The sequence below is a fragment of the Massilia varians genome, assembly GCF_027923905.1.
Classification (GTDB): domain Bacteria; phylum Pseudomonadota; class Gammaproteobacteria; order Burkholderiales; family Burkholderiaceae_D; genus Telluria; species Telluria varians_B.
This window is the reverse complement of sequence record NZ_AP026966.1, coordinates 956171-970516: the sequence shown is the minus strand read 5'-3', so window position 1 is coordinate 970516 and position 14346 is coordinate 956171. Positions and strand designations below refer to the sequence as shown.

16 protein-coding genes and 1 pseudogene are annotated in these 14346 nt (G+C 63.8%); 11 read left to right on the top strand and 6 right to left on the bottom strand.

The features are described 5' to 3' along the window. Window positions 1-90: 90 nt before the first annotated feature. A complete protein-coding gene (locus tag MasN3_RS04495) occupies window positions 91-1230 on the bottom strand; it encodes a PQQ-dependent sugar dehydrogenase (RefSeq protein ID WP_281912680.1) in 1140 nt (379 codons plus the stop codon). A gap of 160 nt (window positions 1231-1390) precedes the next feature. Here MasN3_RS04495 and MasN3_RS04490 point away from each other — a divergent pair, with 160 nt between their 5' ends. Genes MasN3_RS04490 through MasN3_RS04480 form a run of 3 tightly spaced genes read left to right on the top strand, consistent with a single transcriptional unit; the run spans window position 1391 to window position 3046 of the window. Then, the gene (locus MasN3_RS04490) at window positions 1391-1930 is read left to right on the top strand and encodes a DUF882 domain-containing protein (RefSeq protein ID WP_281912679.1); all 540 of its coding nucleotides are present in this window, start codon (window positions 1391-1393) and stop codon (window positions 1928-1930) included. Window positions 1931-1934: 4 nt separating this feature from the next. Next, window positions 1935-2744, top strand: coding sequence for a hypothetical protein (locus tag MasN3_RS04485; protein WP_281912678.1), 810 nt, complete (start codon window positions 1935-1937; stop codon window positions 2742-2744). Then, window positions 2741-3046, top strand: a complete 306-nt coding sequence (locus tag MasN3_RS04480; protein WP_281912677.1) for a hypothetical protein — start codon at window positions 2741-2743, stop codon at window positions 3044-3046. The genes MasN3_RS04485 and MasN3_RS04480 overlap by 4 nt, the downstream gene beginning before the upstream one ends. Before the next feature lie 64 nt (window positions 3047-3110). On the opposite strand, the pseudogene MasN3_RS04475 reads toward MasN3_RS04480, so the two are convergent. The 4 genes and pseudogenes from MasN3_RS04475 to MasN3_RS04460 form a co-directional block, all read right to left on the bottom strand. After that, window positions 3111-3949: pseudogene (locus MasN3_RS04475) on the bottom strand (group II intron maturase-specific domain-containing protein). A gap of 453 nt (window positions 3950-4402) precedes the next feature. After that, a complete protein-coding gene (locus tag MasN3_RS04470; protein WP_281912675.1) occupies window positions 4403-4960 on the bottom strand; it encodes a PEP-CTERM sorting domain-containing protein in 558 nt (185 codons plus the stop codon). Window positions 4961-5100: 140 nt separating this feature from the next. Beyond that, window positions 5101-5322, bottom strand: coding sequence for a hypothetical protein (locus tag MasN3_RS04465; RefSeq protein WP_281912673.1), 222 nt, complete (start codon window positions 5320-5322; stop codon window positions 5101-5103). A gap of 12 nt (window positions 5323-5334) precedes the next feature. Further along, on the bottom strand, window positions 5335-6216 hold the full coding sequence (locus MasN3_RS04460) for an SPFH domain-containing protein (protein ID WP_281912672.1): 882 nt from the start codon (window positions 6214-6216) through the stop codon (window positions 5335-5337). Between the two features lie 256 nt (window positions 6217-6472). Here MasN3_RS04460 and MasN3_RS04455 point away from each other — a divergent pair, with 256 nt between their 5' ends. The 4 genes from MasN3_RS04455 to MasN3_RS04440 all read left to right on the top strand — a co-directional run bounded on the left by MasN3_RS04455 (window position 6473) and on the right by MasN3_RS04440 (window position 10261). Continuing rightward, a complete protein-coding gene (locus MasN3_RS04455; protein ID WP_281912671.1) occupies window positions 6473-6886 on the top strand; it encodes a BLUF domain-containing protein in 414 nt (137 codons plus the stop codon). A gap of 66 nt (window positions 6887-6952) precedes the next feature. Then, a complete protein-coding gene (locus MasN3_RS04450) occupies window positions 6953-8254 on the top strand; it encodes a M20/M25/M40 family metallo-hydrolase (RefSeq protein WP_281912670.1) in 1302 nt (433 codons plus the stop codon). Window positions 8255-8350: 96 nt separating this feature from the next. Beyond that, window positions 8351-9802, top strand: coding sequence for a PQQ-dependent sugar dehydrogenase (locus tag MasN3_RS04445; protein ID WP_281912668.1), 1452 nt, complete (start codon window positions 8351-8353; stop codon window positions 9800-9802). Between the two features lie 15 nt (window positions 9803-9817). Then, window positions 9818-10261 carry a thioesterase family protein gene (locus tag MasN3_RS04440; protein ID WP_281912667.1) on the top strand — a complete coding sequence of 148 codons (444 nt, stop codon included), beginning with the start codon at window positions 9818-9820 and terminating at the stop codon, window positions 10259-10261. 19 nt (window positions 10262-10280) lie between these two features. On the opposite strand, the gene MasN3_RS04435 is transcribed toward MasN3_RS04440, so the two are convergent. Beyond that, window positions 10281-10664, bottom strand: a complete 384-nt coding sequence (locus MasN3_RS04435) for a hypothetical protein (protein ID WP_281912666.1) — start codon at window positions 10662-10664, stop codon at window positions 10281-10283. Between the two features lie 147 nt (window positions 10665-10811). On the opposite strand from MasN3_RS04435, the gene MasN3_RS04430 reads away from it, so the two are divergent. The 4 genes from MasN3_RS04430 (at window position 10812) to MasN3_RS04415 (ending at window position 14330) form a co-directional block, all read left to right on the top strand. Further along, entirely contained in the window at window positions 10812-11408 is a 597-nt protein-coding gene (locus MasN3_RS04430; RefSeq protein ID WP_281912665.1) for an RNA polymerase sigma factor, read from the top strand. An 8-nt stretch (window positions 11409-11416) separates the two neighbouring features. Then, on the top strand, window positions 11417-11905 hold the full coding sequence (locus MasN3_RS04425; RefSeq protein ID WP_281912664.1) for a hypothetical protein: 489 nt from the start codon (window positions 11417-11419) through the stop codon (window positions 11903-11905). Window positions 11906-11934: 29 nt separating this feature from the next. Then, window positions 11935-12984, top strand: coding sequence for a hypothetical protein (locus MasN3_RS04420; protein WP_281912662.1), 1050 nt, complete (start codon window positions 11935-11937; stop codon window positions 12982-12984). A 146-nt stretch (window positions 12985-13130) separates the two neighbouring features. Next, a complete protein-coding gene (locus tag MasN3_RS04415; RefSeq protein WP_370662345.1) occupies window positions 13131-14330 on the top strand; it encodes an ISL3 family transposase in 1200 nt (399 codons plus the stop codon). The last annotated feature ends 16 nt before the right edge of the window (window positions 14331-14346 follow it).

The window sequence follows — 14346 nt, the reverse complement described above, 5'->3', positions numbered from 1 at the left end:
TACGCCGTCCGCGCGTTCAAGCAGTGCATGCATAGCAGCGTGCATCTGTTCGAACACGGTTTGAACGCGCGTTCGGCAAAGCCGGAGAGCCTACTGGGGAACAATCCGCAGCAGGCTGCCCTTGGCCTCGTCGGTGATCGCATACAGGTACCCGTCCGGCCCCTGGCGCACGTCGCGCACGCGCTTGCCGATGTCCAGGCGCTCCTGCTTGACCACCTTGCCCTCGGCATCGAAGGCCACGCGCCGGATGTCCTCGGTGGCCAGGCCGCCCGAGAACAGGCTGCCGCGCCAGGCCGGGAAGGCTTGACCGGTGTACCAGGCGAGGCCCGAGGCCCCGGTCGAGGGCGTCCACACGACCAGCGGACTCACCATGCCCGCGACCACGTGCTTGCCGATCGGCTCGCGGGTCTTGTAATCCAGGCCGTAGCTTTGCAGCGGCCAGCCGTAGTTCTTGCCGCCTTCGATCAGGTTGATCTCGTCGCCGCCGCGCGGACCATGCTCGCTGGCCCATACGCGGCCCTGCGGGTCGACGGTCATGCCCTGGATGTTACGGTGGCCGATGCTCCACAGCTCCGGCAAGGCGCCCTTCTGCGCCGCCAGCGGATTGCCCGGCGCCGCCTGGCCCTCGCTAGTCAGGCGCAGGATCGAACCGTTATGGCTGCCCAGGTTCTGGGCCTGGTCGCGCGCCAGCATGTTACCCACGCGCGCGGGCGGATTGCCGCCGTCGCCGATGCTCATCAAGATGGTGCCGTCCTTCAGGAACACGATGCGCGAGCCGAAGTGCTGGCCGCCGCTCTTGGTGGGCGAGGCCTTGAAAATGGTCTTGATGCCGTGGACGCGCTTGCCGTCGAAGACACCCTGCACCAGGGCCGTCGAATTCGCCTCCGCGGTGCCGCTGGCCATGCTCATGTAGATGCGCGGATTCGGCCCCTTGTCGGACGGGTGCACGGCGATGTCGAGCAGGCCGCCCTGCCCCTCCGTGAACAGCGCGGGCAAGCCTTCGACCGGGATGTCCTGGACCCGCTTGCCGTCCACCAGGTGCAGCGTGCCCTTCTTGCCGGTGACCAGCATGCGGCCATCGGCCAGCCAGGCCATGCCCCAGGGCTGCGGCAGGCTGTCCACCACGGTCTCGACTTTCCAGCCCTTGGCGGCGGGCGGCTGCGCCACCGGTTCGACTTCCTGCGCCAGGCTACTCGAGCACGCCAGCGTGATCAGGGTAGCAACGGACACGACAATTCCTTGATAAGTCGTCATTAAAATATCTCCCGGGATTGGTCAAAGCATTAATAAAGTGGCCTTTTTACCGCATTTTCCTGCATTTCTCTGCACGTTTAACACAAGAGGCGTAGAATTTACGTTTGAGAGAAACTCACCATAAGGATCTCCCACGATGATGCAACGCCGCGCATTCCTGAAGTCCTCCCTCCTCCTCGCAGCACCCACCCTCAGCATCCCAGCACTTGCCAAAACAGCACAACCCGCCACGGGCGAGCGTGTCCTGCGTCTGTATAACACGCACACCGGCGAAAAGCTGAAGAGCACCTTCTGGGCCGAGGGCGAGTTCATTCCCGATGCGATGAAGGACATCAACAAGGTGCTGCGCGACCATCGCAACAACAAGATCGCGCAGATGGACCCGGAGCTCCTGCTGCTGCTCACCCAGCTGAACGACAAGCTGGACAACAACCGCGAACTGCACATCATTTCCGGCTACCGCTCGCCGGAGTCGAACGCCAAGCTGCACGCCGCCAGCGGCGGCGTCGCCAAGCGCAGCCTGCACATGGATGCCAAGGCGATCGATATCCGCCTGCCGGGCAAGGACCTCAAAATGCTGCACAAGGCGGCCATGTCCCTCAAGGGCGGCGGCGTCGGCTACTATGCCAGCTCGCAGTTCGTCCACATGGACACCGGCCGCGTCCGTTACTGGTAAGGCCATGACGCGGCTCCTGGTCCGCGTCGTCCTCGGCCTGGCCGTTCTGGCCGGGCACCAGGCTGCCCACGCACAAGCCGCAGGGCAGCCTGCGACCGTCAAGGTGCAATCCACGCGCGATCCGGTCGACAAATCCTACAGAAAAATGATCAAGGGCATGGAACGCTTCGAACGCGAGCATGCCCTGGCGCCCTCCGCGCCGCTGCGCTTCCAGCTGCTGCCGCGCCTGCCGACCGTCGACATGCGTGGCATCACGCTGCGGATCGCGGGCGACACGGTCAGCGTGCCGGTCGAGGTGGCGCCGGACAACAGCTTCGTCCTGCCGCGTCACGAGACCGCGCTGCGCGAAGACGCGGCCGTCCTCGCCAACCGCAAGACCACCAGCATGACCTGGCGCGCGCAGATCATCACGCCCGGCCTGCCCGCCGGCACCCGGCGCCTGGGCGACATGCGCCTGGAATGCCTGGTGGGTGTCGAAGCCGGACTGGTCTCCAACAGCTCTCCGCTGTTCGGCTGGATCGCCAATGCCTTGAGCACGCCCGAGCAGGTGTGCAACAGCCCGAACGGCAATTACCTGTTCTTCGCCGAACGGCCGGTATTCTCGGTCCGCCTGCGCGCCGCGAACGGGGCACATGAGCGGGTCGAGACCCTGCCCTTCAGCATGCTGTATGCGGGGGGAGAACTGAGCAAGGCCGACTTGCAGTACTGCGACTGCCAGGTCATGCTGGACCGTACCTTCTATGCGCCGATCTGGGACAAGTCCTGGCCGGACGATACGCTGGTGGAGTTCGACTACATGGAGGATGCGCCATGAAGCGGGCGCTGTTCGCGGCCCTCCTGTTGGCCGGCTGCGCCACCACGGCGGCCCCGCCGGGCACGCAGGTGCCGGCCGAGCGCCTGCAGCAGGGCGTCATCCCGGGCACGACCACCAAGGCGCAATTGCTGGCGGCGTTCGGGCCGACCAAAAGCGTCGTGTTCGACAGCGGCTACGAGGCCTGGCTGTATCAGTCCGCAAGCGGCGCAGGACGGTTTTCCGAATTTGTCGTTCTTATCAATCCCGCCGGCATTGTTGCAAAGACGCGAACAGGCCCGGATCGGCATAGGGGACGGCCCTGAGGGCCGCTCCCCTGCCACACCACCCGGCATGCGGGTCCGCACCGGGCGGTTCGAGTAGTTGAGGTTAGGACAGGCGAGGTACGCCCAGTCGGTCGAAGTAGCCGATAGTCATTACTGTTTTGAGTAGCCTATCGCTGTTGTGCCACCAGCGGCGGCTGTTCGCCGCCACGTGCCTTGCTGCCGACCGCCAAGCCCCAAGCTTGAGCAGTTCCCGATACATGGTGCTTCCGCGTTTCCAGTGTTTGAGCTGGATAGCTCGCAGCCTGTGCCGCAACCATTCATCGAGTCCGCGCCAGACCTTTGGGGTTTGCGCCAGCTGGAAGTACCCTTTCCAACCCAGCATATAGGAACGAAGTCCCTGCACCACATCCGGCATGCTGCGTCCGCCGGACGGGCAGGTCAGTTCCCGAATGCGTTGCTTGTAAGCCTGCAGCGGCTTTTCCGCCACCTTGCGTTTGACCTGAAAGTGGGGTCAAGGATCGGTTGCAGCACCTGCAATAGTGCTTGCTGGATCAGCCGATCCGTCACCGTCGGAATGCCGAGCTCGCGCTCGCCACCGTCGGGCTTCGGTATCGTCACCCGACGTACCGGCTTGGGCCGGTACGTCCCCGTCAGCAGTTGTTCCCGTATGTGTGGCCATTCGGTCGCCAGCAGCCGTGAAGTCTGGTCAATGTCCAGTCCATCCACGCCGGCAGCTCCCTTGTTGGCCCGCACACGCTTGAACGCCCGCCGCAGGTTCTCTGTCGTCAGCGCCGCTTGCAACAGCGCCGACCCCGTGTTTCCGGTTGCATGCCGCGGGCAGAACGCTTCGTCGCTGAAAGCGTCAGGCATGGCTTCACCTTGCCCTACGGCTTCCCGCCCCGCGTTAGCGGGCATCTGACGCTGTACCTTCTGCATCGGCATATCGGATTCACTCCCACTCGTTTGGTCCTTCGTCGGCGGAGTCGAGCCTTCCCGGCGCTACCTCCGACTACTATGACCTCTGCTGAGACCCCGCTCCGATTTTTTTTTCGTCGCCCTTTCAGGCACAAGGCGGGGCGTCCCCAGGTAAGGGCCGCACTCCTTCATCACACAGCCGCCGCATCTACGCCGCTTTGCTTTGACCACAAGAGCTTCGCGGTTATGGGCCCGCTCGCCCTGATCGGCAACGCCTTCTATGCGGTTCGTGTTCCTCGGCCCGTGACTTATGCTCCACGCTTCCTTCCCACGGTCGGTTACCCTTCCGCAGTTGCGCTTCACTTCGCTCACTGTGGTCAGCTCGCGGCGGGACTTTCACCCGCAGGAGTGCGCCCATGCTGGGCGCACCCATAAAAAAATAGCCTGCAAGCGCAGGCTATTTTGATGAGCAAGAGCGGTTCAGGCCTTTGCTTTACGGCGTGCCGCGAGCAGCCCCATCATGCCGATACCAAACAGCGTGACGCCGAGCGGCTCAGGCACTTCGGCGGACGAGCCTTCCTGGGCCTGGCGAATGCTGGCGTTGAGGGTGACCGTTTTGAAGGTGAAATTGCCGGCATCACGCTTGACGCTGCCATTGAGCACGCCGGTAGTGGCGAAGCTGAGAAGATCGGCAGTCGGCACAGCATAGGTGTACAACGCGCCGCTGTTAGGGATATCCATGACTGGGCTCTTGTAGATCGGGTTCGATCCGATTTGAATGGTATAGGCCTCGGTGCCGCCATTGTCATTCAGATTGAACGTCAAGGATGCGGATTCGATCACATCGACACCCTTGTTGAACGTGAAATTGGCAAGATTCAGCAACGAGAGATCAAAGAAGAAACCGGCACTGGCGTTGGTAGCGACCAGCTTGGTGTTCGACTTGTAGTCTGCTTTGATCTCAATCACATTTGCTTGCGCAAAGGTGCTGGTGGCGAAGGCGGCGGCTGCGATTGCAACCTTGAAGAATTGTTTCATGGATTAATTACCTCATTCTGATGGATGGTGCATGACCCATATGAAGCAACATCCATGCCAACTAGAACTTTCTACTATGAGGAAAGAATTAATGCCTCTGTAAAAAATTTATTAGTGTAAAGAAATCCGACACCGAATTGTTAAATCTCCCCTGATGCTTCGGCGCCCTGCTCCGTGCCTGCCTCGTCGCCCTTGCCCCTGGCCTCGACATGTCTGATGCCGCGCCTGGCAAGGCCTTCCCTGAGCAGGAATTCGATCTCCGCGTTCACGCTGCGCAAATCGCGGGCGGCCAGGCGCTGCAACTCCTCCCACAAGGCCGGGTCTATCCGTAAAGGAAACGCTTTTTTGCCAGGACTTGCCATGCTCTTCGACTGCTAGTTATAAAGTGTGCCCGTGTTGACGATCGGCTGGGTTTCCTTGTCCGAACACAGCACCACGAGCAGGTTGCTCACCATGGCCGCCTTGCGTTCGTCGTCGAGCTCGACGATGCCCCGCTCGGACAGGCCCCGCAGCGCCGCTTCCACCATGCTGACCGCGCCGTGCACGATCTTGGCACGGGCGCTGATGATTGCCTCGGCCTGCTGGCGACGCAGCATGACCTGCGCAATCTCGGCAGCATATGCCAAATGGGTAAGCTTTGCATCGAGCACCTCGACACCCGCCCCTTCGAAGCGCGCCTGCAGCTCGCGCTTGAGGGCGTCGGCCACCACGTCCATGCCGGCGCGCAGCGTGGTTTCGCCTTCCGGCAGGTCCTCGCCCTCGTCGTAGGCGTATTGCGATGCCAGGTGGCGCAGCGCCGCTTCCGCCTGGATCGCGACATAGCGCTCGAAGTCATCCACTTCGAACACGGCCTGGGCGGTGTCGCGCACGCGCCAGACGACCGCCGCGCTGATCTCCACCGGATTGCCGCGCTTGTCGTTGACCTTCAGCGTCGGGGCGTTGAAATTGCGCGCGCGCAGCGACAGGCGCCGCTTCACGTACAGCGGAAAGGCCCAGCGCAGGCCTTCGCTGCGGTCGGTGCCGATGTACTTGCCGAACAGGGTCAGGATCGCGCTTTCGTTAGGCTGGAGCATGAACAGGCCGCCCAGGCAGGCGGCAGCGGCCAGGCCCACGAGGAAACTCGCCACGATGGCGGGAAACTCCCCTGACGCAAACAGGTAGATGGCGGCCAGGAGCAGGACAACGCCGGCAGCGGCCGCCAGGTAACCATTCACGGATGAGAACGCCTTTTCGTGGCGCGTAGGTGCTGCGTGCATGCTCGACTCCTCCTGGCTAGGTAACATCAAAGTGATATCACTTTAAGATCACTAAAAATGATTGTCAAGCAATTCCAACAGACACGGGACTATGCGAATTGAAGAATCACTCACCTCAACATGGGAAAACAGCTATTGACCCGCTTTTATCGGTTCATTTACTAGAGTTTCCGTGATAAAAGTAATTTTTCTTAGTATAAATGCGGTTCCCGCGCGGTTCAACTGGATCAGTCCTTTAACCCTTTAGAAAGAACTTATGTCAATCAATCAACTCGTCTATGTTAGTCAAGCGGTGCGCAAGATGTCGGTCGACGATCTGCGCGAGATCCATGTCAAGGCGCGCTCCAATAACGAGCTGATCGATGTGACAGGAAGCCTGTTCTACAACGGCGGATGGTTTCTTCAGGTGCTCGAGGGCCCCGCCCCGACACTTGCCAAGCTGTACAAAAAAATCGAGAGCGATCCCCGCCACAAGAACTCGCGCGTGCTCTACAACGAGCCGGCAAGCTTCCGTACTTTTCCTCGCTGGAACATGAACATGACCAACCTGGATGAACGCCAGGCCGACAAGTACGACGAGCTTGTCGAAGTCATCGACGCCATCCGGAGCAATCGCAAGATCGGTTCCGCCTCGCCGGCGGTGACCTTGTTGAAACTGTTCAAAGGCTGAGCCGAGGTTTTCCCCACTACGCTTGCCGTAGTAAAGTTGCGCATCTTCATTGCACAGGATGACGTCATGCCGCGCACACTCGCCCTTTCCTTCGTTTTGGCAGCACTGCTCGCCACGGGCGCACAGGCCCAGGGCCTGTCGCCAACCGAGCAGCGCATCGCCGACGAGGTCAAGGCCTGGCAGCCCGACGCCATCAAGCTGCTCGAACGCAGCGCCCGCATCAACAGCGGCAGCTTCAACCTGGCCGGCGTGCGCGCTACCGGCGAGGTGTTTCGCCAGGAGCTGGACGCGCTGGGCTTCAAGACCGTCTGGATCGACATGCCGCGCGCGATGGGGCGCGCCGGCCACCTGGTCGCCAACCGCATGGGCAAGCAGGGAAAACGCCTGCTGCTGCTCGGCCACCTCGACACCGTGTTCGAACCCGACGCGCCCGCGCCGCTGTGGGAACGCGTGAGCGAGACCACGGCGCGCGGCCAGGGCGTGGCCGACATGAAGGGCGGAAACGTGGTCGCGATTGCCGCCCTGCGCGCCCTGCACCGCGCCGGCGCGCTCGAGAACACCACCATCACCGTGGTGTTCACCGGCGACGAGGAAGAAGCCGGCTACCCGCGCGAAGTCTCGCGCCGCGACCTGATCGCGCTGGCGAAACTGAGCGACGTGGCGCTCGGTTTCGAGGGCGCCGTCACCGGCCCGGACGGCCAGCCGATGGCGACCGTCGGGCGCCGTGCCACCGCCTTCTTCGACCTCGACGTCAAGGGCCGGCAAGGCCACTCGCAGGGCGTGTTCGGCCCCGCCGGCTACGGCGCCGTGTACGAGGCGGCGCGCATCCTCGACGGCTTCCGCCAGCAGGTGGTCGAGCCCGGCCTGAGCTTCAACCCCGGCCTGATCCTGGGCGGCACCGAGGTCACGCTCGACGAGGCCAATGCGAAAGGCACGGCCGCCGGCAAGACCAATGTCGTCGCCAACACGGTGACGGTGCGCGGCGACCTGCGCTACCTCGACTACGCCCAGCGCGACCGCGCCCACGCGCGCATGCGCGAGATCGTCGCGCACAGCCTGCCGGGGGCCAGCGCCACGATCAGCTTCCGCGATTCCTATCCGCCGATGGCGGTCACGCCCGGCAACCTGCAGTTGCTCGCGCTGTATTCGCAGGCCAGCCTGGATGCCGGACTGGGCGCGGTCGGCGCGGTGCCGGCGACCATGCGCGGCGCCGGCGACATCCAGTTCGTGGCGCCCATCGTCGACAGCCTCGATGGCCTGGGCGCCAGCGGCGGCGCGGCCCATTCGCCCGACGAGCACGTCGACCTTGCTTCACTGGAGCGCTCGGCGATCCGCGCCGCACTGTTGATGTACCGCCTGACACGTTAGAGGGAGCGCACGGCTGGCGAATTTCCGTGGCAAAGCCAGCCGCTTCGCTGCAGAATAGCCCTTGCCGGAGCATTCGCGACCATCCAGGGGGCTGTCATGCGTGCGTGGACCTATCTGCTGATCCTTGTTTCCTTCTGCATGAGCGCCTGCGGCGGAGGCGGCGGCAGCCCCGGCACGACCGGCCCGGCCCCGACGCCGCCAACGGCCACCACCGGGGCGCTGGCCATCACCACCAGCGGCCTGCCGGCCGGCGTGAATGCCTCGGTGCGCATCAACGGCCCTGCCAATTTCCAGCAAGACCTGACTGGCTCGCAAACCCTGTCGAATCTCGCGCCCGGCAGCTACAATCTTGCCGCCGCGCCGGTGACCGCCGGCGGCCTCACCTACACCCCTTCTCCCGCTTCGCAGAGCGCGGTCGTCAGCGCCGGCGCCACCGCCAGCGCCACGGTGGCCTATGCCAACGCGCCGGTGAACATCGCGCTGAGCCAGGTGGCGCTCAACCTCGACAACCCGACCTATCTCTCCGCCCCGCCCGGCGACACGCGCCTGTTCATCGTCGAGCGTGCGGGACGCATCCGCATCGTCCACAACGGCACGACGCTCACCGCCCCCTTCCTCGACATCAGCGGCCGTGTCTTCACCGGCGGCGAAGGCGGCCTGCTGTCGATGGCTTTCGACCCGCAGTTTGGCGGCAACGGTTACTTCTACCTCTACTACACCGATCCGCAGCAGAACATCGTCATCGAGCGCTTCAGCCTTGGCAGCAATCCCGACCTGGCCGATCCGACTTCAGGCCTGGTGATCCTGCGCATCCCGCACCCGGGCTTCAGCAATCACTTCGGCGGCCAGCTGGCCTTCGGCCCGGACGGCAACCTGTACCTGGCTACCGGCGACGGCGGCGGCGCGGGCGACCCGAACCGCAACGCCCGCAACCTTGGTTCCCTGCTGGGCAAGCTGCTGCGGATCGACGTGCGCAATGCCAGCGCCGCCCAGCCCTACGCGATCCCGGCCGGCAATCCCTACATCGGCCAGACCGGCCGGCGCGCCGAGATCTGGGCGTCCGGGCTGCGCAATCCCTGGCGCTTCGCTTTCGACGGCAACCAGCTCTACCTGAGCGACGTCGGCCAGGACCGGCGCGAAGAGGTCAACATCGGCGCGGCCGGCGCGGCGGGCCTCGACTACGGCTGGAACACGATGGAAGGCACGCTGTGCTACAACGCCGCCACCTGCGATCGCAGCGGCCTGACCCTGCCGGTCTTCGAATACGACCACGGCAGCAACGACGCCAACGGCTGTTCGATCACGGGGGGCTTCGTCTACCGCGGCAGCGCCATTCCCGGGCTGCAGGGGCGCTACTTCTATTCCGATTACTGCCGCGGTTTCCTGAAGAGTTTCCTCGCCAGCGGCGGCAGTGTCAGCGAGCAGCGCGACTGGAACGTGGGCGACATCGGCAACGTGGTCTCCTTCGGGCAGGACGGCCAGGGCGAGCTGTACCTCATGACGTCGCGCGGCATCCTCTATAAAATGACCCGTTCGACCACTCCATGAGCTCACAATAAAGTAATGGCACGATTACAGCTTACTTTCCCCGAAGACCAGTTCTACTATTCCACCCCGATGTCGGTACGCGTTACCGACATCAATGCGGGCAATCACCTCGGCAACGACTCGATGATCTCGATGATCTCCGAGGCACGGGCGCGCTTCCTGTTCGAGTTCGGCGTCGCCGAGACCGAACGCGACGGCACCGGCATCATCGTCACCGACCTGGCCACGACCTACCGCGCCGAGGCGCACGCGCGCGACCAGTTGCTGTTCGAGGTGGGGGTCATGGACTTCAACAAGTACGGCGGCGACATCATCTTCCGCATCACGCGTCCGCGCGACCGCAAGCTGATCGCCATGGCCAAGCAGGGCTTCGTCTTCTTCAACTACAAGAGCAGCCAGGTCGTCATCATGCCCGAGGACTTCCGCGGCAAGTTCGACCGGGTGAACTGGATCGACTGAACCAGGCAGGCAGGACGTTTCAACTTCTCCGCAAAGGCTCCTCGATCCGTTCGGCCTCGGCCTGGCAGTTCTCGAGCCTGGCGTCGCCGGCATCCACCGGCCCATACCACTGACGCATGCCAACGAAACCGCCGGTGCGCAGGATCCATGCCTTGCGCGTCGCGCTGTCGAACAGGATCTTGTGCCGGAATCCATCGCTGACGAGCTCGGGCGTCACGATCCGCAAGTGCAGTAAGCGGCCGTCCTTCGACAACGTCGGCAGCTTCACGGCCGGGATCGGCGTGGCAAAGCCACCGAAGGTGATCCCGTAACGCCTGGCAAAGGCATCCAGCTCCGGACAGGGGCCTGCCTTGGCGCTGCTCGCGCCCATCGCTGCCGCAATGGCAAGGACAATCATCTTCATCGTTTGCTCCGGTCTGGAAGGCTGTCGGCCAATTCGGATGATAGCCATCTTCCGCCCTTCAAAACGCGCGGATTGTTTCTTTGTGCCCCCCGAAAATACTTGGAACTTTCCGGCCCCGTCATCGGAATACAGGTAAAGATGACGACCATGAGCACGATTACCCCCGACACCGCCGACCACGAACTGCTGCGCCTGACGCATGCGGGCCGCGCCGATGCCTTCACGGCACTGTACCGACGCCACCAGGGCCCCCTGTACCGCTACGCGCTGATGCGCTGCGGCTCCGCGGACATGGCGGCCGACGTGGTGCAGGAAGCCTTCATGGGCCTCTTGACGCAGCGCTTCGGCTTCGATCCGCTGCGCGGCCAGCTACAGCATTTCCTGTTCGGCGTGGCGCGCAATCTGATCCTGAAGCTGGAAGAATCGCGCCGGCGCCAGGTGGCGCTGCCGGAGCCAGACGAGGACGGCGAGCTCGAACTCGACCTCGCCTGCGAAGGCCCCGAGCCGCTGGCACGCCTGCTGGGCATCGAAGCGGCCGAGGAAGTGCGGCGCGCGCTGGCCCTGCTGCCGGCACACTACCGCGACGTGGTCATCCTGTTTGAACTGCATGAACTGTCGTACCAGGAGATCGCCATGGTCTGCCAGGTGGATATCGGCACCGTGCGCTCGCGCTTGTCGCGCGGCCGGGCGGCCCTGGCCAAGCGCCTGCGCGCGCATGCGCCGGCGGCATGCCCCGCGAATTGATGGAGTAGATGATGGATACCAAGGACAAGCAAGACGAACTGGCTCCCTGCTTTGCCGCGCTGCGCGGCGAGCTGGCCGGCATCGACACCCCGCGCTGCGTCGAGAAGGAACTGCTGCAGGCGTTCGCGCGCCAGTTCCCGCCGAAGCGCCGCTGGTACCAGGCCCTGAGCCTGCCCCAATGGGGCACCGCCGGCGCCCTGTGTTCGCTGACGGTGGTGGTGCTGCTGCTGGCGCATGCGCCGCACCAGGCCGTGCGCGTGAGCAGCCAGCCCCTGATCAGCTTCGACAACGGCGGCGCCTTCGTCGCCCTCGATACGCTCGAGCGGATCGAGGCCGAGCCCGACGCGCGGCTGGTCGAAACCGAGGTGCCGCGCACCGCGCTGGCGCCGCTGGGCGTGCCGGTCAGCCCGGAAAACGCGGCCGACACCGTGCGTGCCGAGATGCTGGTCGCCGCCGACGGTCATCCGCTGGCCGTGCGGCTCAGTTCCACCAACTAGGTCGATATTCACCCACAAGAGGAAATGACATGAACAAGAAGATTCTGCTTGCAGCATTGCTGGCCTGCGCTGTTGCCCCGGCCCTGGCCTATGACATGGGCCTGGACGAAGAACAGGCCGTCGAGCGCCGCATCGTCACCCGTAGCGGCGGCGAGCTGCACGCCGGCCCGGATGGCATGGACGTCGCCGACGCCATGGGCGGGGCCACCACGATGGTGCACATGGCGCGCGGGCGCATGATCAAGAACGCGCCTTACAGCGCCGAGATGGTGTCGGAACGCACCCAGACCCTGGGCGACGGCAACCAGATCGTGCGCAAGACCATCACGATGAGCTACCGCGACAGCGCCGGCCGCACCCGCACCGAGGTGCGCGGCGAAGACGGCGAACTGCGCACCGTGATGATCCACGATCCGGTCGAAGGCGTACGCTACGTCCTGCGCCCACGCGACAAGAGCGCGATCAGGATCGCGGCGCCGAATGGCGCCGCCATCCGTGAACAGGCCCGCGCGGCCGGCGCCCAGGCGCGCATGAAGATCGAGGAATTGCGCCGCGAAGGCAAGCTGCCGGAAGGCGAGCGTTTCATCGTCAAGCAGGTCGAGCGTTCCGGCGCCGGCGCCGGTGAGCACAAGGACGTGCAGATCCGCATCGCCCAGGTGGCGGGACCGCAGGCGGCGGCGCGCGTGGCGCCAGTGCTCGCCGGCGCGCTCGGCGACCACAAATGGGCCAGCAAGGCGGAAACCAGGGACCTCGGCACCCGCGACTTCCATGGCGTGAAGGCGACCGGCGTGCAGCGCAGCTACGAGATCCCCGCCGGCGAGATCGGCAACCGCAATCCGATCGTGGTCAGCACCGAGACCTGGACCGCGCCCGAGTTGCAGGCCGTGGTGTACCAGAAGCGCAGCGACCCGCGCAGCGGCGAATTCGTCTACCGCGCGGAAAACCTGAAGCGCGAGGAGCCGGCGGCGGCCCTGTTCACGGTGCCATCCGACTACACGGTGAAGGACACGGCGGCGCTGGCCCGGGAGGCGGCCGAGAAAGCGGCCGCGGCGCGCGCCAAGGCCGGCAAGAACGGCTGACAGGCCAGAAAAAAATGGTTCTTCGCGGGGAATGGGGGAAGACGGGGTTGACGATCTAATCGGGAGGTGGTGGCGGTGGCCTGATGTTGGTAGATTGATAGTCGCCAAACAAATCAGTCTATCAAACCACCGCCATGCTCAATGCTATGTCGTCTGTCCCGTTTTGGGAAGGCCATATTGTCGACACCGTCCAAGAACAAGAAGACGGATCACTGTTAATCGTTCTCGATACCTGCCCGGCAAGGGATGCTGTGTGCGGAGCGTGCCACCAGCCTTGCGCCCTGGTGCATGAGCGCCGAAGGCGTAAGGTGCGCGATCGCGACGTTCTGGACAAGCGCGTCTGGCTCGATGTGCCGGTACGGCGGCTGGACTGCCATCACTGCAATGCACGAGTGGCCGAGCACATTGTTTGGCTCGACCGCCGGGCGCGCATCACGCACCGCGTGCGTCTGTGGGTCGAGGCGCTGGCGCAGTTGCTGCCCATAGCCCATATAGCCCGGTTGACCGGGCTGCACTGGCATACCATCAAAGAGATTGATCATCGGCGACTAAAGCAGCTGCACGGCGACTTCTCGGCGGTGGGCGTACGCCGCTTGGTCATGGACGAATTTGCCCTGCACAAGGGCCATCGCTACGCTACCGTGGCCATGGATGCCGAGCGTATGCGCGTCTTGTGGGTTGGGGAAGGCAACAGCCGGGAAGCGATCCGGCCATTCTTTGAGCTGCTGGGCGAGCAAGGCTGCCAGCGAATCGAGGCGGTGGCCATGGATATGAACACGGCCATGGACCTTGAAGTGCGTCAGCAATGTCCAAACGCGGAGGTGGTCTACGATTTGTTTCATGTCGTGGCCCGCTTCGGCCGCGAAGTCGTCGACCGGGTGCGCGTCGATCAAGCCAATACGTTACGGGCCGAACCAAAAGCGCGCCAGGTCATCAAGCGTAGCCGCTGGCTGTTACTACGCAACCGCGACAACCTCAAGGCCGAACAGGCCGTCAAGCTCGAAGAACTGCTCGCCGCCAATCAGCCGCTGGCAACGGTCTACCTGCTCAAGACCGAATTGAAAGAGATCTGGTATGCGCCATCGGTCCGGGAAGGTGCTCGTCGATGGAAGGCTTGGCTCAAACTCGCCTTGGAAAGCCATATCACACCGCTGATCCAGTTTGCCAAACGGCTGGCCAAGTACCGGCGCGGCATTCTGGCTTCGGCCATCTATCCGATGAACTCATCGATCCTGGAAGGCGTCAACAACCGCATCAAAGTCATCAAGCGCATGGCCTACGGATTTCGGGATGCATCCTACTTCTTCCTGAAAATCAAGGATGCGTTTCCCGGCAAAACGCGATGAACCAAAAAAATGGCGC

Coding starts and splice junctions, on each gene's coding strand:
- MasN3_RS04420 (WP_281912662.1), top strand. CDS start 11,935: ATGAACAAGAAGATTCTGCTTGCAGCATTGCTGGCCTGCGCTGTTGCC.
- MasN3_RS04425 (WP_281912664.1), top strand. CDS start 11,417: ATGATGGATACCAAGGACAAGCAAGACGAACTGGCTCCCTGCTTTGCC.
- MasN3_RS04455 (WP_281912671.1), top strand. CDS start 6,473: ATGTCAATCAATCAACTCGTCTATGTTAGTCAAGCGGTGCGCAAGATG.
- MasN3_RS04485 (WP_281912678.1), top strand. CDS start 1,935: ATGACGCGGCTCCTGGTCCGCGTCGTCCTCGGCCTGGCCGTTCTGGCC.
- MasN3_RS04470 (WP_281912675.1), bottom strand. CDS start 4,960: ATGAAACAATTCTTCAAGGTTGCAATCGCAGCCGCCGCCTTCGCCACC.
- MasN3_RS04440 (WP_281912667.1), top strand. CDS start 9,818: ATGGCACGATTACAGCTTACTTTCCCCGAAGACCAGTTCTACTATTCC.
- MasN3_RS04465 (WP_281912673.1), bottom strand. CDS start 5,322: ATGGCAAGTCCTGGCAAAAAAGCGTTTCCTTTACGGATAGACCCGGCC.
- MasN3_RS04480 (WP_281912677.1), top strand. CDS start 2,741: ATGAAGCGGGCGCTGTTCGCGGCCCTCCTGTTGGCCGGCTGCGCCACC.
- MasN3_RS04450 (WP_281912670.1), top strand. CDS start 6,953: ATGCCGCGCACACTCGCCCTTTCCTTCGTTTTGGCAGCACTGCTCGCC.
- MasN3_RS04460 (WP_281912672.1), bottom strand. CDS start 6,216: ATGCACGCAGCACCTACGCGCCACGAAAAGGCGTTCTCATCCGTGAAT.
- MasN3_RS04430 (WP_281912665.1), top strand. CDS start 10,812: ATGAGCACGATTACCCCCGACACCGCCGACCACGAACTGCTGCGCCTG.
- MasN3_RS04445 (WP_281912668.1), top strand. CDS start 8,351: ATGCGTGCGTGGACCTATCTGCTGATCCTTGTTTCCTTCTGCATGAGC.
- MasN3_RS04490 (WP_281912679.1), top strand. CDS start 1,391: ATGATGCAACGCCGCGCATTCCTGAAGTCCTCCCTCCTCCTCGCAGCA.
- MasN3_RS04435 (WP_281912666.1), bottom strand. CDS start 10,664: ATGAAGATGATTGTCCTTGCCATTGCGGCAGCGATGGGCGCGAGCAGC.
- MasN3_RS04415 (WP_370662345.1), top strand. CDS start 13,131: ATGTCGTCTGTCCCGTTTTGGGAAGGCCATATTGTCGACACCGTCCAA.